21 protein-coding genes are annotated in these 19,829 nt (G+C 36.9%); 5 read left to right on the forward strand and 16 right to left on the reverse strand.

The window, feature by feature from the left end; all coding sequences use genetic code 11:
* Window positions 1-86: 86 nt before the first annotated feature.
* A complete protein-coding gene (locus PGC35_RS09355; protein WP_056830902.1) occupies window positions 87-977 on the reverse strand; it encodes a diacylglycerol/lipid kinase family protein in 891 nt (296 codons plus the stop codon).
* Between the two features lie 125 nt (window positions 978-1,102).
* On the opposite strand from PGC35_RS09355, the gene PGC35_RS09360 reads away from it, so the two are divergent.
* On the forward strand, window positions 1,103-2,233 hold the full coding sequence (locus PGC35_RS09360) for an MFS transporter (protein WP_375218954.1): 1,131 nt from the start codon (window positions 1,103-1,105) through the stop codon (window positions 2,231-2,233).
* A gap of 27 nt (window positions 2,234-2,260) precedes the next feature.
* Here PGC35_RS09360 and PGC35_RS09365 read toward each other — a convergent pair whose 3' ends face one another.
* Window positions 2,261-2,572: a hypothetical protein gene (locus PGC35_RS09365; RefSeq protein ID WP_056830906.1), complete on the reverse strand. Its 312-nt coding sequence runs from the start codon at window positions 2,570-2,572 to the stop codon at window positions 2,261-2,263.
* A 57-nt stretch (window positions 2,573-2,629) separates the two neighbouring features.
* Entirely contained in the window at window positions 2,630-3,079 is a 450-nt protein-coding gene (locus tag PGC35_RS09370; RefSeq protein WP_375218955.1) for a GNAT family N-acetyltransferase, read from the reverse strand.
* Window positions 3,080-3,172: 93 nt separating this feature from the next.
* Here PGC35_RS09370 and PGC35_RS09375 point away from each other — a divergent pair, with 93 nt between their 5' ends.
* A complete protein-coding gene (locus PGC35_RS09375; protein WP_375218956.1) occupies window positions 3,173-3,664 on the forward strand; it encodes a GNAT family N-acetyltransferase in 492 nt (163 codons plus the stop codon).
* A 189-nt stretch (window positions 3,665-3,853) separates the two neighbouring features.
* Here the strand turns inward: PGC35_RS09375 and PGC35_RS09380 are convergent, their stop codons facing one another.
* From PGC35_RS09380 to PGC35_RS09410, 7 genes are all read right to left on the reverse strand, one after another.
* Entirely contained in the window at window positions 3,854-4,324 is a 471-nt protein-coding gene (locus PGC35_RS09380) for a DUF4064 domain-containing protein (RefSeq protein ID WP_275783554.1), read from the reverse strand.
* A gap of 318 nt (window positions 4,325-4,642) precedes the next feature.
* A complete protein-coding gene (locus PGC35_RS09385) occupies window positions 4,643-4,924 on the reverse strand; it encodes a GNAT family N-acetyltransferase (RefSeq protein ID WP_053591642.1) in 282 nt (93 codons plus the stop codon).
* A 33-nt stretch (window positions 4,925-4,957) separates the two neighbouring features.
* Window positions 4,958-5,926 (reverse strand): ring-cleaving dioxygenase, encoded by a 969-nt coding sequence (locus tag PGC35_RS09390; RefSeq protein ID WP_275783558.1) that lies wholly within the window; start codon window positions 5,924-5,926, stop codon window positions 4,958-4,960.
* Window positions 5,927-6,784: 858 nt separating this feature from the next.
* Window positions 6,785-7,696 carry a DUF1002 domain-containing protein gene (locus PGC35_RS09395; protein ID WP_375218957.1) on the reverse strand — a complete coding sequence of 304 codons (912 nt, stop codon included), beginning with the start codon at window positions 7,694-7,696 and terminating at the stop codon, window positions 6,785-6,787.
* A gap of 146 nt (window positions 7,697-7,842) precedes the next feature.
* Window positions 7,843-8,703 (reverse strand): CvfB family protein, encoded by an 861-nt coding sequence (locus PGC35_RS09400; protein ID WP_375218958.1) that lies wholly within the window; start codon window positions 8,701-8,703, stop codon window positions 7,843-7,845.
* 167 nt (window positions 8,704-8,870) lie between these two features.
* Window positions 8,871-9,290 (reverse strand): transcriptional regulator MntR, encoded by a 420-nt coding sequence (gene mntR / locus PGC35_RS09405; protein ID WP_375218959.1) that lies wholly within the window; start codon window positions 9,288-9,290, stop codon window positions 8,871-8,873.
* 141 nt (window positions 9,291-9,431) lie between these two features.
* Window positions 9,432-9,701, reverse strand: a complete 270-nt coding sequence (locus tag PGC35_RS09410) for a late competence development ComFB family protein (protein WP_375218960.1) — start codon at window positions 9,699-9,701, stop codon at window positions 9,432-9,434.
* A gap of 99 nt (window positions 9,702-9,800) precedes the next feature.
* Here PGC35_RS09410 and PGC35_RS09415 point away from each other — a divergent pair, with 99 nt between their 5' ends.
* Window positions 9,801-9,956, forward strand: a complete 156-nt coding sequence (locus tag PGC35_RS09415) for a lmo0937 family membrane protein (RefSeq protein WP_375218961.1) — start codon at window positions 9,801-9,803, stop codon at window positions 9,954-9,956.
* Between the two features lie 28 nt (window positions 9,957-9,984).
* On the opposite strand, the gene PGC35_RS09420 is transcribed toward PGC35_RS09415, so the two are convergent.
* From PGC35_RS09420 to PGC35_RS09445, 6 genes are all read right to left on the reverse strand, one after another.
* Window positions 9,985-11,094: a GNAT family N-acetyltransferase gene (locus tag PGC35_RS09420; RefSeq protein ID WP_375218962.1), complete on the reverse strand. Its 1,110-nt coding sequence runs from the start codon at window positions 11,092-11,094 to the stop codon at window positions 9,985-9,987.
* Window positions 11,095-11,109: 15 nt separating this feature from the next.
* Window positions 11,110-13,209: a heavy metal translocating P-type ATPase gene (locus PGC35_RS09425; protein ID WP_375218963.1), complete on the reverse strand. Its 2,100-nt coding sequence runs from the start codon at window positions 13,207-13,209 to the stop codon at window positions 11,110-11,112.
* On the reverse strand, window positions 13,193-13,567 hold the full coding sequence (locus PGC35_RS09430) for an ArsR/SmtB family transcription factor (RefSeq protein WP_053591634.1): 375 nt from the start codon (window positions 13,565-13,567) through the stop codon (window positions 13,193-13,195). The genes PGC35_RS09425 and PGC35_RS09430 overlap by 17 nt, the downstream gene beginning before the upstream one ends.
* A 310-nt stretch (window positions 13,568-13,877) precedes the next feature.
* On the reverse strand, window positions 13,878-16,235 hold the full coding sequence (locus PGC35_RS09435; RefSeq protein ID WP_375218964.1) for a penicillin acylase family protein: 2,358 nt from the start codon (window positions 16,233-16,235) through the stop codon (window positions 13,878-13,880).
* 108 nt (window positions 16,236-16,343) lie between these two features.
* Window positions 16,344-17,264, reverse strand: coding sequence for a UDP-N-acetylmuramate dehydrogenase (murB, locus tag PGC35_RS09440; RefSeq protein ID WP_375219166.1), 921 nt, complete (start codon window positions 17,262-17,264; stop codon window positions 16,344-16,346).
* A gap of 78 nt (window positions 17,265-17,342) precedes the next feature.
* Window positions 17,343-17,648, reverse strand: a complete 306-nt coding sequence (locus tag PGC35_RS09445; protein WP_053592289.1) for a winged helix-turn-helix transcriptional regulator — start codon at window positions 17,646-17,648, stop codon at window positions 17,343-17,345.
* 254 nt (window positions 17,649-17,902) lie between these two features.
* Between PGC35_RS09445 and PGC35_RS09450 the strand changes: the two genes are divergently transcribed.
* Entirely contained in the window at window positions 17,903-18,430 is a 528-nt protein-coding gene (locus PGC35_RS09450) for a YceI family protein (RefSeq protein ID WP_375218965.1), read from the forward strand.
* A gap of 196 nt (window positions 18,431-18,626) precedes the next feature.
* Window positions 18,627-19,814, forward strand: a complete 1,188-nt coding sequence (locus PGC35_RS09455) for a hypothetical protein (RefSeq protein ID WP_375218966.1) — start codon at window positions 18,627-18,629, stop codon at window positions 19,812-19,814.
* The last annotated feature ends 15 nt before the right edge of the window (window positions 19,815-19,829 follow it).

The following is a 19,829-nucleotide window of genomic DNA, read 5'->3' on the forward strand; positions in this document are numbered from 1 at the left end:
TAGTACTTTTGGTATTGTTCTTTATTGGGTACGTAGAATCATTTTATAACACTTTGTTGGAAAATGGAAACATTTATGATGATAATTTAGCTATTATTTGGAATTAATAATTTTAAGTGCTTTGGTAGTACCTTAATTTCAAATGGTGTACATACACCTTCATCCCCGTCAACGTTACAAAATAATGGTCGATCAGACTCCATGTAAACCTTTTTAGTCGTAATGACCTCCACTCCATCATCCTCTTTTAATGTGCCCAATAAAATTTTTGTACCCATTCGAACGAGGTTAGCAATACCAGATTTTTTAAAAATATACACATGAAGAAGTCCATCGTTGATTTCGGCATTTGTCATCATTTTTTCAAATCCACCTACTGAATTTGTTAAGCCAACTAAAACGAGCATCGATGTTCCAGTCCAGGTCCCATGGTCATGTTGAATAGTGAAACCCACCTCTTCGTTAGAAATAACTACTTTTGCACCTTCAATTAAATATGCTAATGAACCTAGTTTCGTTTTTTTCTCAACGGAAGTGTTCGCAACTCTACTTGCAATCTCACCGATTGCAACGATATTTCCAAAATATTTATTACCAATTTGAGCTATATCTACAAACTCTGTATTGGTCATCTTTAATGCCTCGATTGCAATCTCTGGCTCTAAAGGGATTCCTAATGCTCGTGCGAAGTCATTTACTGTTCCAAGAGGCACTATTGAAAATAGAGGTCGATATGATTGATTGGCTAGTCCGTTTATAACTTCATTTATCGTCCCATCTCCACCCATAGCTACGAGGAACTCCATTTTCTCTTCACAAGCTTGTTTGGCAAACGTAATAGCATCATCTTTTTTTTCTGTTTCCTTTTCAACTATTTGATATCCAAGTGCATCGAGAACTGTAAGAGCCCTTTCTTTATATGTTTCGGCTTCTTCCTTCCCAGATGAAGGATTAAATATAACCATTGCTTTTTTCAATCTATTTACCTCCTTTATTTGTAATTTTTATTTCCCTAATACCCTATTTACCTATTATGAAACAGATTACATAATAAAAAAGTGCTAAACTAGAGTAGAAGCTGAAATAGAAATGAGGAATATACTTGCGGGTATTTATATATATAATTGTCTTTTTTTCTTTTTTTGATTTATTTGCACAGCTACCTATCATGAGTCCTTACGCTAAATTTTTAGGTGCTACCCCATTCTTAACGGGCTTGGTTGTAGGAATGTATTCATTCTCAAATACAATCGGAAACATCATCTCAGGTTTTTTAACCGATAAAAAAGGTCCTTTTTCTATATTAATCATTGGTTTATTTGCTACGAGTATTTCCCTCTTTATGTACCAAGGGGTATCAGACCCAATCGGTCTATTAATTGTCCGCTTTATCCATGGACTGCTTGCAGGTCTTATCGTTCCTGCAGCTTTTACGTATTCTGCGAATCAAACCTCTGCTGAAAAGCGTGGAAAAAGTGTTGCATTATCAGGAGCATTTGTAGGACTAGCTGCGATTTTAGGTCCTGCTTTTAGTGGAATTATGGCTAGTAAAAAAGATGAAGTATTTGTCTTAAGTATCACAGGTTCTATTATGCTTATTCTTAGTATTTTATCAGTTTTCTTATTAAGTACAGTTTCTATTCAGAAAAAAACGAAGGAAAATGCTTCTGTAACAGTAAGAGACATTTTTGCAGAAAGTGGTTTGGTAAAAGCATTTGCAGGTGCCTTTTTCTTGATGTTTTCACAGGGCGTACTCGCCTATATGCTCCCTTTAAAAGTACTGTATCTAGGATATGATTCAAAAACAAGCGGACTATTACTGAGTACATTTGGCTTTGTGGCAATTTTAGTCTTCATATTACCTATTAATCGACTATTTGATAAAGTTAAACCTATTAAAACACTCGCTTTTGGGATGGGATTAATGGGGATAAGCATGCTTTTACTCGGACAGATTGACACATTACAACTGCTATACGTGGGAATGAGTTTATATGGAGTAGGATTTGCATTTCTATTCCCCTCTATCAATTCGTTGCTAATTGACTCAACAGAACCTACTTTTCGGGGAAAGGCATACGGATATTTTTACGCCTTTTTTTCAATAGGCGTGGTAGTTGGTTCTAGTGTTACTGGACTACTGCAACTTACTGCAAACGGTGGATTTCTATTAACGGGTGGATTGTTAATATGTTTATCAGTATTATCTATACTAAAAGATAAAAAAAATTGAGGGTCCCCATGCTGGAGACCCTTTCTATTAAGAACTCACTTCATTATATTCTGGAGTTTTCTTGTCCTTATTTTGCACTTCATCATTATAATATTGAACACTTGTCATTGCGCCTTCGTCTACCATCTTGCTATCGGGAGTATTGTGCGGATCTGGGTGCCCAGCAACAGTTAAATCGGAGCGATTATGTTTTTGTGCATCTATAAATGAGTTAACCTTTGCTTTTGTATTATTAAATGCAACTATCGCTTTATCACGATTTTCTTTTTTACTAAAATATGCATAAGCTCCAGCAGCAATTCCTGCTAGTAGTAATGTGTTATTTTTTCCTTTAGCCATAATATGTACCTCCTAATTATTTATGTTCTACTTATTACTTACCCTTTATTTCAAAACTTACACTTTTTTATTTCTAACCATATAAACATGAGTAATTCCATCTTCATCAAATTCATCCGAGCTAGCATGAAAGTTAAAGAAACTGTAGAAGTTTTTCAAATGACTTTGAGCACATAGTTGAATCGATTCCACTTGATAAGTGCGTTCTGCTTCTTCTAAAGCTTTTATCATAAGTTGTCTTGCAACACCAGTCCCGCGGAATTTTTCTTTCACAATTACTCTTCCAATAGAGCATTCCTCATATTTTTCACCAGGTGGAAGTATTCGGCAATAGGCAATTATCTCATTTTCTTCGCAAGCAAATAAATGCAAAGAATTATAATCATAAGTATCCAATTCAGGGTAAGCGCAATTTTGTTCTACAACAAAAACATCCACGCGTAGCTTGAGTATTTCGTACAATTGATATACATCCATTTCATTAAATTTTTGTAAATTCCATTCCATAAAAAACCCACCTTTCATTTTTATTATCACACAATAGTAGAAGATTGATATTATTTTTGTTATGATAACAAAAAGAATTTAGAGGTGACTCAAATGATTAGGGCGATCACGTTAAATGATCTAGCAACTGTTCAACAAATCGCAAAGATCAGTTGGAACAGCACATATAAAGGAATTATTCCAGACAATATACAAGAGCTTTTTCTAAAAAAGGCTTATTCAAATACGATGTTAGCCAAAAGAATGGAAAAAACTATTTTTTTACTTGCAGAGTTTGAAGGAAAGCCAATTGGATTTGCTAATTTTACGTATGTAGATGAAGATGGAGATGCCGAGCTAACAGCTATCTATGTACTTCCAGAGTATCAGCAAATAGGCTACGGCAAAAAACTTCTACAGGCCGGCTTGATCGAGATGCCAACGGGACGTCAGTTATTCGTCTATGTAGAAAGCAAAAATGATGGAGCGCGTGCATTTTATGAACGTTTCGGTTTTGAATGCTTGGAAGAATTTGACGAATACTTTGAAGGTCATCCTCTATCCACGGCTAAATATGTGTATTTATTAAAAACACCGACTTACTGAGTAAGTCGGTGTTTTATCTTTATACTGTTTGATCTGGGTTGTAGTATTCTTGCTCCTGCGCAAAGCTCGTCGCAGAAAGACATTTTGCTCCTGCGCAAAGCTCGTCGCAGAAAGACATTTTGCTCCTGCGCAAAGCTCGTCGCAAAAAATTTTTTCTTATCTTCTTATTTATAAAGAATTGTGATTTAGTTATACCGTTTGATCTGGATTGTAGTATTCTTGCTCAGCGAATTCAACTGGCGGCTTACGGACGAAGCACATAATTGCTGCGATGTATAACAATATCGATGTTAACGATATGATCCCCGCAAACAGTCCAGCTAGTATAAACATAATACCTGCTAATTTTGGATTTTTATTTTTGGATATAGAAACAATCCCTACAATATTTAGTATAAGACTAATTACAAGGGCAACAACAAATCCCCAACCAAATACACCAAACACACTTGGAAGTATATCCACCAATTGTGCAATTGCTTCCGCATCCTGACCAGTTAAAGTTGGATCATTTAATATTTGTTGCTCAAACTCCGTATTAAATGCCTCATCCTGTATGGCTGCACTTCCAGTAGTTACAATTATCGCCATCAATATAATTGCTAGAAGTGTAAAAATTGCACTTATAATACCTAAAACCTTTTCTCCTGTACGAGACATATGTATACCTCCATTAATGTTTTATATAGTAATTTTACGTTCAACCTTACTAAAAGTTTCATCTTTTTTTACTTTTACCCTATACAAAATGAAATAAACTTGTTTAATAGTTGTTTTAGGGGGGTATTTAAATACTAACACTTACTACAGAAAGGAAGGAATAGGATGGAGAAAAAGTTAATCTTTAATCAGTCTGATTTCTTATACACATTGGCAGGTGCATCCGTATTAACCGGTATTTTAGTTTTATTTATTTAACATTACAAATGTAAAAGGCAATCCACTTTTCTTAAATAAGCGGATTGCCTTTTATATTTATTAAGCTTTTACATCGTCATATTCGTTTGATTTATTAAAAGCTGCCACAACGTATGAGCACACAGCTTCCATCTTTAATTCTTTTTCACGAGCGTAGGCTACTGCAGTATCTAATAATTTCTTTGCTATACCTTGCCCTCGTAGTTTATCTGAAACGTATGTGTGGTCCATCACCATGACATCTCCAAGTAAAGTCCACGTAATTTCACCAAGTCTTTCACCATCTTGGACATATTGATAGGCATAAACATCATTTCCTAATTCTTTGTATTGAAATTCCACAGTCAACCACTCCTTTTTTGAATTTTAACATAGTTATTTGTTAATTGACAACGGACGCAACTTAGCTTCTATCTGCTCTCTTTTTGTTTCTAAAAAAGGAGGTAGAGCGAGAGACTCACCTAAGGATTCTAATGGTTCATCTGAATTAAAGCCTGGCTCATCTGTAGCCAATTCATATAGAATACCGTTAGGTTCTCTGAAATAAATGGATTTGAAATAATAACGATCTACTAAACCTGATGTGACAAATCCTTTTGCACGCAATAATTCTTCCCATTTTGGATAGTCCTCCATTGTCGGCACACGGAATGCAACATGGTGCACACTTCCTCTACCAGGTCTCTCTTGTGGTAAATCAGTTCTTGTTTCAATATGCACTTCGCCTGCCGGCCCCCCTGCACCTGTGGTATATACTAGCACTTCAGGCATATTAGCTATTTCTGATGGATAAGAGCCAGCTAACGTGAATCCTAGAATTTCTGTAAGCACTTTTTCTGTTGGATCTGCTTTTCGCACAGTTAGCTTCACTGGACCTAATCCTACAATCGCATTTTCAGCAGAGATCTCTTCTTTCACCCAAGCCTCTCCATATGGAATTCCTTTACCATCATCGACTACTAGCATTAAACGAGAGCCCTCAAAGTCTTCAAAATAAAGTGTTTTCCGCCCGAATTTTTCCTTTATTTCGTCATGGGGTACTTCCAATTTCGTAAATCTTTCTTTCCAAAATTTCAGAGCATCTTCGCTTTTTACACGGAATCCCGTATTGCTAATACTTGATACACCAGGATATGTTCTTCCTGCCATCGGAATGTCAAAGTAAGTCATATCTGTTCCAGGGGTTCCTACAGCATCTGCATAAAACAAATGATAGGAAGATGTACTATCTTGATTGACTGTTTTTTTCACTAATCTCATGCCCAGTATTCTTGTAAAAAAGTCGTGATTTTTATCAGCATCTGCTGTGATTGCTGACACATGGTGTATTCCTGCTAATTTCATTGCTTTCTCCTCCATTTTATCTCGAATTCAAGATAATTTTATTAGTTTTATAATATCAAATAAATATAATATGTGCAAATAGGAAGTTAGTATTAATGGTTCATCGTTAGTATGCAATGAAATTAAAAGTCATAGTAATAATTTCTATAGGCATTCGCGCCTGCGTCCGATAAATAAGAAAATCATTGAAACGGCTCCCTTTCAACGGGCGTTGCCTTAGCCTCCTAGGCCAACACGATGTTGGTCATGCAATCGTTGCCGCAAAAGTTCTTTTGCGACGAGCTTTGCGCAGGAGCAGGATGCGGCGAACTTAGATTGCCTTCCCCTCAACTGCGGGGTCTTCGGCAAACGCTATTCCCGCAGGAGTGTCGCCTTTTTCAACGATTTTCTATAATACTAATTGAAAAATGTAAGTGATAGAAACTTGCTCTATCAATGGTATGATCGTTTTCTAATTGAAAGGCGGTTAATAGATAATTGTAGTGGAAGGCGGTGACTCCAGCCGGAATAGCAAATGTTTTCTGCACCGAAAGCGAAGCGGCAGGTGCATGAGCGAAAAGACCCTGGACAGAGCGTAGCGAAATTAATTTTTGCGACGAGCTTTGCGCAGGAGCATTGTTTTTTGCGACGAGCTTTGCGCAGGAGCAAGGGAAGCGGCTGAAGCCATGCCGGCGGAACGCGTCCGCCTGGAACGGAAATTAACGGGTCCAATGAACCCCGTAAAGGATATAGGAGCGACTTATCCTGCGGAGAGTCATGCGTAGCGTGCAGCAAGAGGTATATCCGTCTTTCCAAACTCTAAGCGCTAGCTCATAAAAAACACCCTAAATGCCTGCGATGACAATTAGGGTGTATCGTTTAATTAAATAAAGAACGAATGGAATCAATTAAATTATTAAAGAAGTCTTTGACACTTTGCCAAAATCCTTCATCATCTACAATCTTACCAATCTTATCTTCTATCGTTTTACTTAAATCATTCAATTGATCAGACCACTGGCTAAAATCGATGTCTAGTTGACGAATTCGATCCATCAAATCTATTAGTAATTGGCGATCTTTTTCAGATAGTTCAATCTGTAACTTAGCTAACTGCTCCGTAACTATCTTTTCAACTTCTTCACGTGAAACAGGATTTTGCTCAGCAATTTGTTTTTTAATTTCTGTTAACAATTCACTTACTTTCGCTTCATCAATACCTGCTTCTTTTGCAAGATTTGTCGCTACCGATAGTTCATCGTTTGCTACATCTGTACGTTCTGGGTCTAACTCTCCGCCTGTCACTTCGTAAGCTTTATATATTCCTACGAGCGCCGAATGACCAGTAACTGGTTTTGGAGCAGCGATTTCTACAACTGCGTCCTGAATTCCAGCTGTAAGCATTGCATTTGCATACATTTCTGAAGTTACCTCAGTAATATTATCTGGTGTGACAATATTGATTACTAAACCTTTACCAGCATCTTTTCTAGTGATTTTGGCTGAAGAGAACATTCGTGCAGATGCATCACCGTCTTTTAAATACGTCGCTAAATCTTTCCCTGTTACGATTATTTCTTGAACATCTGAATTCTCGGTTATTTTTAAATTATTTTTCACACTATTTTTTTGTTCATCTGTCAGGTTCCCACCATAAACGACTATTGGTGCACCGAATTTTTCGTTAACTGGTTCCGTAGTACCCGTAGAGTCTGCAAACGTGATAGAAGGAGTAACTAAAACTCCAAACAATAAAATGACAGCGATAAATGGTTGTAATAATTTCTTCACTCAAATATCCCCTTTCTTCCAATCCATTCTTCCATTAGTACGAAAAAAGGAGCAAAAAGTTCCGACTGATCGATTCTTTTTACTCCTTCTCCAATTATTTCTAACTATTTAGACCTTTCCAAGTTTAGCTATTGGAAACTTTTCTTTTACATTTTTACTTCTGTCCAGCCATCATTTTGAACAATTTTACCCTCTTTCATGAGTTTACCAAGTGCTCGTTTAAAAGCCGCTTTACTCATCGTAAACATTTCTTGGATCTCCTCAGGCGTTGACTTATCAGTAAATGGCATTCTGCCACCTACGTCATTTAAATATCTAAAAATAGATTCCGCATCGTCTCCCAAACGTTCATGTTTACGAGGTAATAAGGAACCGTTCAATGATCCATCTTCCTTTGTATCTATGATACGAACCGTTAAATCCTGGCCTAATCTAGGTTCTTCCACACGTTCTGATTGGTGCACGAAAATACGGTAATTTTCTGGAACACTAAGTAAGAAAGATCCAATCGGAAGAAGTCTATACGCTCTAGCTTGTACATTTTTGTTTAGTAAAGTAGTTGGAGCATCTATATATAGTTCCTCCACGCGATCTTCTGTTGCAAGACGACCAAACAATTCTCCTTCTTTGTCTGTGCGAAGTGTCATATATAAGTGATCGCCAATAACTGGCCACAGTTCTTTCACTTTCGGTAAGTCCTCTGCCTTTACTTGTACCTCCTTAGAAGTGCCAATATCGACAAATGCCCCTTCTTTATCCGTAACTTTTATCACCCTCGCCCATCCATACGTCCCCTTTGTAATATGTCGAAGTTGTGTGGTAGCTGATAAATTCCCTCTACGATCTACAAATAAAAATACTTCAATCTTGTCATCCACTTGTAAATCTTCTGGTGCTTCAGAAGCATTTAAAGAGATTTCTTCTCCTTTATGTGTGAGAATCCATTTTGATCCTTCTTTTTCTTCAACTTTTAATTTTACGATTTCTCCTGATTCTAGCTCTGCCAAATTCACCGCTCTCCTTCTGACCAATTATGATAATGGTCTTGACCTTACTTCTAATTTGTATCGTACATTATCCACTTATATATTCAGAAATCCTTACTTTACTTATTACCTTTTCGTTTGCATTATAAACTCTCCAACTAATCTGTAACAAAGACTATGTATATAAACTAATCGATCTCTTCTTCTTGTAATTCAAGGAGTTTTGATTGAAGATCTGGATTCTCTTCTAGAAACAAAACTAAATCTGCTATACGATCAATGGAATTCCAGCTTAAATGGTGTTCAATTCCTTCTACATCATTGTATATATTCTCTTCTTTTACTCCAATTAGTCTTAGGAAGTCTTCTAATAAATCATGTCTTTTCACTAATTTTTTCCCAAGTTTTAATCCTTTAGGAGTGAGTGTAAGACCACGGTATTTCTCATAAATTAAAAAACCGTCTTTATCCAACTTCTGTACCATTTTCGTTACAGACGAAGGCAAGACAGATAAGGCTTCTGCAATGTCAGACACACGAGCATATCCTTTCTGCTCGATTAACAAATATATTTGTTCGATATGGTCTTCCATGCTAGGTGTTGGCATACGTATCTTCCTTTCATAACTACTTCGTTTATTTTACTACAACGCTCTCTTCTTCACAAATATAGCTATATTATCCAAGTAGAGCTTTTCTAAGTGAAAGAACCTTATCGTTTGATAAGGTTCTGAGAGAAAGTTTAAGGTTTAACTACGATGAGGATACTTTCCAATTACATGAATGGAGTGGATAATTCTCTTATTAATCCATTCTAAGTTCTCTTTTGAATTTAAACGTTCAAATACAGCCGTTCTTCCTTTGTCAGTTGTGACGTAATGTGCTGGTAAAGTATTTAAGCTTAAAGCAATAATATCCAATTCACATTGTTCACATTTACAAAAGGTTTGGTATTCCGGACCTCTCATAAGCATCGTCACTAGGCTCTTCACAATTTCTTCCGTTACGTTTGTGAGCAAATTTATCTCTTCTCCTTAAAAATTATCATGATGTTTAACACTATATATGAAAGGGTAAAACTTTAATAACCAAATGCTCAAGCGGAAAGGAGAATATATATGGGTAAAATTTTATGGTCTATTATCGTTATTTTAATCGTACTCTGGTTACTCGGTTTAGTATTAAAAATTGGTGGAGGACTAATCCACACACTACTAATTATAGCAGGTATTATTTTTGTTATTCAACTTGTAACAGGAAGACGGACCGTATAGAAAAAGGATGCTCTATGAGCATCCTTTTTTATTGGATTGTTTTCCCATAAATACATGTGTTTCTAAGTCTTTTCCCGTCTGCTGATAAGGAATCATTGTGGAGTAATCCTTCTAATGTATATCCGACTCTTTCTGCAACGGAGCGACTTCGAACATTTTCACTATCACAACGAATTTCCACTCGGTTTGCCTGTAATTCCTCAAAAGCAAACTGTGTTATTCGTTCACAAGCTTCCGTCATTAAACCTTTTCCTTCAAACTTACAATCAATCCAATAGCCAATTTCAAACTTTCGTACATTCCAATCTATTCGATGTAATCCGGATGCACCTACAAATTCACCAGTATCTTTCAAGAACAAATGGAGTCGTAAGTCTTTTCGTGTTATAAAATCAGCAACCGCTTGGCGTAAGTTAGTCGTCGTCTGTTCCAATGTTTGTTTATTTTGTGCCCATGGCATCCACTCTTTTAATGCATCATGAGAGTTAATTACTGACCTCCACACAACTTCTGCATCCTCCAAACGAGGTGCTCTAATTATAAGCCGTTCTGTGTAAAATTCCTCTGAAATAGAGTGTCGCTCTTCATTCTTTGCTTTTTTATTGAAATCATCGTCCCAGTTAACCGGAGTTGCAGTTCCCTTTAAAAAGTCATCTCTCGTCATTCCATATGTCACTGCATCATAGTAAGAGTTTTCCTTGGGAGAGAACCAAGCCTGTCTGAGCTGCGCTTCTTTCACAAAGCCAGCTCTTTCAAACGTTTTACGCATAGCAAAATTATCCTGTCGAGTATGACCCTCCAATCGTATTTTCACTTCAGGTAGTTGGAAAACATACTCAGTAACCATTTTCAACGCAAGAGGACCATATCCTCTTCCACGCGCTTCATCTGCAATTCGTAAATCAAATAAAGGAATCTCATCTTGTAAGTCATAGATTTTAACAATTCCTACTTGTTCTTTTTTTTCATTTTCAACCCAAAATGTCTTCACTTGGTCCGATTGATATCCACCTTCTTCAATCGTCTTTTCTATTAATTCTCTCGCCGGATGAGAGTTACCATGATATGGCCAAGTGTTAGTCGTCATAAAATGTATTAGCTCTTCTTGTTCTTCCATTGTCCATTCTGTAAGCTTCATGCTACCCCTCCCGTGCTACTTATGCACTTTTAGTAGTCGTAAAGAATTTAGTACCACCAGTAATGTCGCACCCATATCAGCAAAGATGGCAATCCATAACGTTAACCATCCTGGAATAATGAGTAAAAGTGCAATGATTTTTAATCCTAATGCAAACATAATATTTTCTTTAATAATATGCAATGCTTTTCGACTTAATCGAATCGTATATGGGAGTTTTTCTAAATCATCGGCCATCAATGCAACATCCGCCGTTTCAAGTGCTGCATCTGTTCCGGCTCCACCCATGGCAATTCCAACCGATGATGCTGCAAGTGCTGGAGCATCGTTTACACCATCTCCAACCATTGCTACTGACCCATACTTTTCTTTCAATGATTTTATAGCAGATAGTTTTTGTTCCGGCATAAGTCCGGCTTCTACATCTGTAAGTCCAAGTTTAACAGCAATAGCTTTAGCAGTTCGCTCATCATCTCCAGTAAGCATTACGGTATGTTTGATACCTGCAGATTTTAAATCGGCTAATACTGTCATGCTAGTTGAACGAATTGGATCTGCTACAGCAATAAATCCTTTGTATATTCCATCCTCTGAAGCCAACATCACTGTGTTTCCTTCTGTTTGTAACTTTTCCACACGAGCTATAACTTCCGTTGGAACAGTGTTAATGGCACCTATCCAAGCAACGCTTCCTACCGCCCATTTCTTTCCTTCTATTACTCCCACTGCACCTTTTCCAGTAACAGATTGGAATTCCTCGACCTCTACCGCTTGTATATGTTCCTTAGAAGCATACTTTACAATTGCTTGTGCAAGTGGGTGCTGTGAATATGTTTCAATAGACATTACTTTTTGAATGAAGTCATTATCGGATTCTGCTTCCACATAAGTCACTTCAGGATAACCTTTTGTTAATGTTCCTGTTTTATCAAACGCAATTGCTTTCAAACGACCTATTTCTTCTAAATGTATTCCACCTTTAATAAGTACACCCTGTTTTGCGGCATTTCCTATTGCTGTTACGATTGCAACGGGTGTAGATACGACTAATGCACATGGACATCCTACTACTAGAACTGCAAGTCCTTGGTAAATCCATGTCTGCCAATCTGCTCCGAATAATGGAGGAACGATTGCTACTAAAAAGGCGATCACAATAATAGCAGGTGTATAATACTTCGCGAATTTATCAACAAACTTTTGTGAAGGAGCCTTTTCAGCCTGTGCTTCTTCTACTAAATGAATAATCTTAGCAATCGTAGTATCTTCTACTCTCTTAGTTACTTGAACTTCCAAAGAGCCCTCTTCATTTAATGTACCAGCAAACACTTCGTCCCCTATAGTTTTTACTGCAGGTACTGACTCACCTGTAATAGACGCTTGATTGACAGCTGATGTACCTTTTAAAACAATTCCATCCATTGCAATTTTTTGTCCTGGTTTCACAATGAGAACGTCATTAATTTGAATAAATTCTGTATCGACTTCTACAAGCTGATTATCACGGCGAATCGTTGCAGTTGGAGGAGCAATATCCATTAGCTGGCTAATTGATTGTCGTGCTTTATTCATCGAGTAAGCTTCTAATGCTTCACTCACTGCGAATAAAAAGACGACCACTGCACCCTCTCTCCATTCACCGATAATCGCTGCCCCTATAATGGCGATAGTCATTAGCGTATTCATATCAAAATAAAATTTTGATAAATTCTTAAACCCATGTTTGAACATTTCGTATCCACCAACAGCAATGGAAACAACAAATAAGCCGACTGCAGATGGATGGGACTCACCATTGACAATGGACGCAACAATCCCGATGACTAAAAATACAAAGGAAATGACTGTCACGATATTTTCCTTTCGTTTAAAAAACGGTACCTTTTCTTCTACTTTACGTTGCTTTTCTTGTGCTACTTTAATGCCGTCAAATGCCCCTGCTTTCTCAATATCTTCTATCGTCACATCTCCTATTACAGAAACTTTAGATGCTCCGAAATTAACAAGAGCGTCATCGACATTAGGAAGACTTTTTATATTATTTTCGAATTTCATGGCACAGCTGGCACATGAAAGATTTTCTAAGCGATATTCTTTTTTAGCTGTTTTCTCCATCTTTCTCACCCTCTTCTACCGCGTGTTCATACGCGATTTTAACTAGCTCGTTCACATGATGGTCTGCTAATGAATAATAAACTAATTTACCTTTACGACGTGATTTTGCAAGGGATAAATCTCTTAAAAATCGTAAATGATGTGATGCAGTTGCTGTAGATGATCCAATAATCTCACTCACATCGCAAACACATAATTCTTCTTCTATTGTTAGTGCATATGCAATTTTAAGTCTTGTTTCATCTGCCAACGCTTTAAAAATTTGCGCAACCTTTGTAACTTCTGGCAGCTTCTTTTTGACAGCCTGCACTACTTCTTCATGTACAATTGTCACTTCACACATATCTTTGGTCTGCATTTCCTCACCTCATTCAAACGTTCATTTGATTGTTACTTTCATTATATGTTCACACTATTTAATATGCAACTTCATTCAAACATTTATTTGAATGTTTTTCATTCTTTGAGCGAGCCATCCGATGTGACCAGATAATCGATTTTCTGTCCGTATAAAATTATTTCCGACTGGATAAGTGTGGTTTCTGTCCGTATAAAATTATATCTGACCGGATAGTTGTAGTTTCTGTCCGGATAGGTATTTTTCTAACCGCATAGCAGTTTCAACCAAAAAAAACCACTCAGATACTGAGTGGTCTCTCTATCCAAACTTATTTAGATTTCAAATTCAATTCATAGCCTTTCTCTATGTCCCCATCAATAACTGTTGTATGATATTTTCCTTCTGCCCAATCCATCACCTGATCTTGGTACCAATCTGATTTCATATGCCCACTTTGACCAGGTCCAACGATATGATATGACTCACTTAAATCTGCCAAATCCGCAACAAATCGCCAGGATGCTCCGTGGTCGACTCTTCCATCATCACCGAAACCAGCTGCCTGCACTGTAATATTTGAGCCGCCAATTGGCACAGATTTTGGATTTAATAAATACTCTAAAATCGGCGAGGCACCTGCCAAGGGATGGTCAAATGTTAACTGATGATAATCCCCCCACTTCCACTTTTCTTCATTTGAACCAAACTCCTCTTTAACATCCGCAATCGCATCTACAAAAGAATCATAAACCCATTTGTCCACTCCACCATACTCATCTAACCATGCACTAGATTCATTACGATATCCTTTCCTTAAAAACTGATCCGAGATATTTCCTTTTCCGAATAACATATTGTATACATCCTCTGGCATTTCATCTTCCAGCAAAGTCTTTGGAAGCTGCTTCATCCACTTATGAAAAACAAGAGGAGCCGCTAACTCCTTGTCATCCACCTGGTTCCACTCAGCTAGTAAACTAATAATCTCTTTATATTCCCCACCATTGTCTAGCTTTTCCACTGAATTAATCATAGAAGATAAAAATTCCCGAGCATATAAATTCGTTTGATCCATTTGTAAATTCATCATATCTTCCTTTGTTAAATCGGAATTACTTTTCAACACTTCTGCAATACGATCAAATCGGTAGGATTGCGCCCAAAAGTCTGTAATATGATATTTATAAGAACCATCTACTACTTGATTGTTCGCTGTCGCAATAAACCCTTCTAAAGGATTCACAATATTAGGTAGTTCATTGTATGGCACATACCCTTCCCACCCATAGTCAGCAGAGTCTCCCGGCACAGGTAATTGTCCGTCTCCAGATTTACGTATTGGTAGCCTACCATTTGCTTTATATGCAATTGTTCCATCTTTAGCAGCAAACACAAAGTTTTGTGCAGGTGCATGGAAATCCTCTAGAGCAGTTTCAAACTCATCCCAATTAGTCGATTTATTCATTTTAAGAATTGCTTGTAATTCAAGCGTCGGCTCTAGCGCAGTCCATTGCATGGAAAACAAAGCGGATGCTTTCTCTTCTTTGAATAAAACATCAGAAATAATTGGCCCATGACGAGTTACCACAACCTGGAAAGGAATGGCTTCTTGTCCCTTTACTTTAATTTCATTTTTACGTACCTCTGCCTGCTCCCACTTACCTTCATAAAAAAACTGTGTTCGGTCATCCGGGTTCGGTGTTTCAATATATAAATCCTGGACATCAGGTCCCACATTCGTGACACCCCATGCAACGTCTTCATTGTGCCCTAGAATAATTCCAGGGATTCCAGCAAATATAACCCCGCTTACGTTTTGTTCTGGAGACTCTAAATGCATTTGATACCAAATAGAAGGCGTGCTTAATCCTAAATGTGGATCATCCGCAAGTAGTGGCATGCCACTTTCCGTTTTATTCCCACTAACGACCCAATTGTTGCTCCCGTTAAATTCATTCGGTAGTAAAGAAGCATTAAAGTAACCACTTACATTTACTGGTTTATTTTTGTTTGCCTCTATGATCGATTGTGCATCCTCTGGATAAGTAATAAATAATTCTTTCGCCTTTTCTTCCTCATATTCATTTAGAGCCCAATGCCTAATTGCCAAGGTTGACCAATTTCCTCCTAGATCATATGCCATAAATTTTCCTATTGCCAAAGAATCAATAGGCGTCCACTCTTCTGGTTCATATCCAAGGAGCTTAAACTCATAACTCAATTTCTTTTCTTCTTTCGCGAAGGCGATAAACTCATTAACCCCTTCCGCATACCATTTCAACACATCTTTTGCTTCTGGGCTATAACCTTCATATGATTTTTCTGCAGCATCTCGCAAGCTAAATGTTAAGAAAAACTTATCTGTATCTAAAGCTGTTTCACCTACAACTTCTGATAATTGCCCACTTGCTTGCCTTCTCGCTAAATCCATTTGGAACAGTCGATCTTGTGCTTGTACGAATCCTTGAGCGCGATATAAATCTGCATCCGATTTTGCTAGAATATGAGGTACACCGTCAGCATCTCGCACAACTTTAACATCTGCCTCTAATACATCTACGGAAAGATTTCCCTTTATTACAGGCTTGGAATTGGATATATACATATTCACTCCAATTAGCGCAATTGCAATTATCGCAAGGGTACTCCCCAATAACCAAGCAATTATTTTCCACCTTTTCTTCACATTCGTACCCCCTTTTATTACATTACATTCATCGACATCCGTATTAAATTACCTTTATAACATAAAAAAAGACCCATGAATAAATATATTCATAGGTCACTATTTATATTATGCTTGTTTGTTTTCACCAACAATTTTTACTTCTAATTCTAACTCGACTCCAAAGTTCTCTTTTACCGCTTTCTTAACCATTTCAATTGTGCTTATATAGTCAGTAGCGGTTGCATTGTTCTTATTGACTATAAAACCAGCATGCTTTGTTGAAACTTCTGCCCCGCCGAAGCCTTTTCCTTGTAATCCGCTATCTTGGATAAGCTTTCCTGCGAAATAACCGGGAGGACGTTTGAATACACTTCCCGCAGAAGGATACTCAAGCGGTTGTTTGGATTCCCTTTGATATGTTAGGTCAGCTATTTTAGCATCAATTTCTTCTTGATTACCGGGTTTTAATTCAAATTCAGCCGATAAAACATAGTATCCTTTTTTTGTGATGATACTTTTACGGTAGCCAAGCTCTAATGCTTCTTTAGAAAGAACAAGTTTTTCTCCGGTAGGTGTGAGGACTGTAGATTGAACAATTACATCCTGAACTTCTCCACCGTAAGCACCAGCATTCATTGCCATTGCACCGCCAATCGATCCAGGAATTCCACAGGCAAACTCTAATCCTGTTAGTGATTCTTTGGCCACAGCTCTTGAAACGTCAATAATGTCCGCTCCACTTTCTGCAATTACTCTATTTCCATTAATCGTAATCTTATTTAGTTTTTCTAAGCGAAGAACAATCCCTCTAACTCCACCATCCCGGACGACCATGTTTGATCCGTTTCCAAGAAGTAATAAAGGGATATCATTTTTGAACGCATATTGAACAACAAATGCTGCTTGGTCTTCCGTTTCGGGAGTGACGAATAAGTCCGCAACCCCACCCATCCGTGTCATTGTATGCAAATTTAGTGCTTCATCTATTTTTACAGTTCTTGCATCTAGTTGTGTAGTTAAATCTTGAAACCATTTTTGTTTACTCAAAAAAGACAATCCTTTCTTCATATACAATTCACCTTTACATAGTATGCGTTTTAGCCACTAATATATCAAGCAAAATTGTTATAACCATTCTTTAGACCAGGTTTCTATTCCGCCAACTACATCTTTTAGGGCAAGACCTTTGTCTGTTAAGTTATATTCGACCCGCACTGGGACTTCTGAAAAGACAGTTCTTTCTACTATACCTTCTTTTTCAAGTTCTTTTAAACGCTCAGAAAGTAACCGCCCACTTATAGGAAGAGAAGATTCAATTTCATTAAATCGTTTCGCTCCATCTATTAGCTGGTAAACAATCAAAGCTGTCCATCTTTTCCCTATCAATTCCATTGCCTTCGATAATCGAGGGCATAATAATGATTCTTTCATCTGTTTCACCTCTATCATTTTCTATTATATTCTCCTCTAAGTAATTTGTAAAACAAAGTAATTTAATTACTTGACGTAACCATGGTATTATTTTAAAGTTAGTTACATAAAGTAACTTGTAGTTTAATTAACTTTTTAATGGGAACAGAATAATGTTGAATTTTTTGTTTATCTTGAAATAAAACATCTTGATTTCAAAACAAGTTTGTTTTATAATAAGTTTATCAAAAAACATTCCAAGGAGGAAATTTATAATGACAAAATTTAATCTTGACGCTGCACACTCTAGTATCGACTTTTCTGTGAAACACATGATGGTTTCCAAAGTAAAAGGTTCTTTCACAAATTTCACAGCTGACCTAGAAGGTACTGTTGAAGATTTAACTGGTGCAACTATCAGCTTCGATATCGATGTAAAATCAATTAACACAAATAACGAAGATCGTGATAACCACTTACGTTCAGGTGACTTCTTTGATACAGAAAAATACCCAAGTATTAAATTCGTTGCTACAGACATTAAAAAAACGGATGATGGTGAATATGACGTAACTGGTGATATGACAATTAAAGGTGTAACAAAACCAGTGACTTTCGAAGTAGAATACGGCGGTAAAGGAACTAACCCATGGGGCCAAGAAGTAGTAGCATTTTCTGCGGATACAAAAATTAACCGTAAAGATTTTGACCTAGTATGGAACCAAGCACTTGAAACTGGTGGCGTTCTTGTTGGTGAAGACATCAAAATCACTGTGGAACTAGAGTTAAACCCAGCTCAATAATCTATATACATCTTAAGCTATCCTAAAAAAACTAGGATAGCTTTTTTTGTTTCTTATAAAAACACTATAAATATGAAAACACATACATTTCCAAATTAAAAAACTGACTATTTTGGAATATATTATATACTTTATACTACAGTGATTATGTGCTATTGTATGGAGTATTCTATATTGTCAGAAAGGAAAGTTTATTATGCCTCAAATGCTAGCTTTAGTTTTGGTTGTCGGAATTTTATTTATCGGAGATCTTGTCTCTAATAGAACGAAGGCATGGATCCCTTCCGTTTTCGTTTCCGCCGTTCTATTTATTATTGGTTATTGGACTTTCTTTCCAAAAGAGATTGTTTCCATTGCTGGGGTACCTCCTGTAGTAGCAACAATGATGATTTATTTACTTATTACTAATATGGGTACTTTACTTTCCATTCAACAATTAAAGGAACAGTGGAAAACGATCTTAATTTCACTAGCTGGAATATTAGGTATTATCGCTGTTCTATTTAGTATAGGAACTTTATTATTTGATATTGAAACGGTTATTGTTGCAATCCCCCCTCTTGTTGGAGGATTGGTCTCCGCATTGATCATGTCCGAGGGAGCAGCAAATGCTGGATTAACAACATTATCTGTATTTGCAATTGTTATTTACGTTATGCAAGGCTTTGCTGGTTATCCACTTACATCTATCGCACTTAAGAAAGAAGGGAAATCACTTCTTGAAAAATTCCGTAAAGGAGAACTTACAATACAAGGACAAACCAACACTTCTTCAGATGAACCACAAGAAGAGCTGAAAATGTTCCGCAAAATGCCTGCAAAATATAACACAGATTACTTTAAGTTTTTCCGTTTAGCTTTGGTAGGTTTTCTTGCCTATCTTGTTTCAACTGTTTTAGAACCTATTGTATCCATTAGTCCGTATGTTCTTTGCTTATTATTCGGTATTATCGCATCAAGTATTGGTTTCTTAGAACGCCAAGTATTACAAAAAGCAAATGGTTTCGGCTTATGTATCATGGTTCTGATGCTTTTCGTTTTTGATGCTTTAAAGACAGCAACACCTTCGATGATTATGCAAATTTTATATCCACTTATTGGAACAATTATCCTTGGAGTAATCGGTATGTATATTTTCTCTTTACTTATGGGAAAAGTTCTAAAAGTGAGCAAAAATATGGCTTTTGCCATTTCGTTAACTGCACTTTACGGATTCCCTGCTGATTACATCATTACAAACGAAGTAATTAATTCTTTAACCCAGGATGAAAAAGAACGAGAAGCTTTAACTGCACATATGCTGCCACCTATGCTAGTCGGAGGATTCATCAGTGTTACCATCGTTTCTGTTATTCTCGCAGGTATTTTCGTAGGATTCTTATAAGATTAGGAGAGATAA

Origin of the sequence: Psychrobacillus sp. PGGUH221 (assembly GCF_042055255.1) — a bacterium.
In the GTDB taxonomy this organism is placed as follows: domain Bacteria; phylum Bacillota; class Bacilli; order Bacillales_A; family Planococcaceae; genus Psychrobacillus.